General features: G+C 65.2%; 1 protein-coding gene. It reads right to left on the reverse strand.

Going from position 1 to position 715, the window contains the following annotated elements; all coding sequences use genetic code 11:
* Positions 1–715 (reverse strand): hypothetical protein (locus tag HAPAU_RS21745; RefSeq protein ID WP_245634125.1); only part of this gene is annotated, 715 nt, incomplete at both ends.

Here is a 715-nt window from a genome sequence, read left to right on the forward strand (position 1 = left end):
TCTGGTCGATACTCATGTCGATCTCGACATTCGAGACCTCGAGTCCGGAGCCGCCGTCGAGTCGGATGGGGCGCTGGCCGCCGAACCCGTCGAAGTGTTCGTCGTAGACGAACTCCGTTCCCTCGATCGAACTCCCGTCGCCGCCGAGACGCACGCCGGCGACGTTGGCGTTCTCGACGCGACCGCCCTCGACGTGGACCGTGCCGTCGGCGCTACTGTCGCCCTGTGAGCAGTAGATGCCGTTGTCGGGGAAGGGGCCGATCTGGATGTTTCGTAGGGTCACAGTCCCCTCGTGGTAGTTGCTCACCAAGAGACCGGTACCGCCTCGGCCACCCGAAACCTCCTCGCCGCCATCGGAGAGGTCGACGTTCTCGACGAGGCCCTCGCCGTCGCTCGATTGAAGCCCGACGAGCATGGGCCCCTTGCTGGGGGTGTCGTGTTTGCCCTCGACAGTGATATCGCTCACCGAGAGGCTGTCGCCCGCTTGAAGCTCGAACACGCGCCCGCCCGTGTTGCTTCCCGAGATATCGGCGGTAAAGCCCTCGACGGTGAGGTCGTCGATCGGGCTGCGGTAGGTCCCGAGTTTGAACGTGTAGCCGTCGGTGGGGGCGACGCGGATGGTGGCGTCGTCGCCGACCATCCCGAACTGCTCGTAGCCCGCGATGCGGAACTGGCCATCCATGAGGTACTCGCCGGCGGGGAATTTCACGAGGGT

This window comes from Halalkalicoccus paucihalophilus (genome assembly GCF_001593955.1).
GTDB lineage: Archaea > Halobacteriota > Halobacteria > Halobacteriales > Halalkalicoccaceae > Halalkalicoccus > Halalkalicoccus paucihalophilus.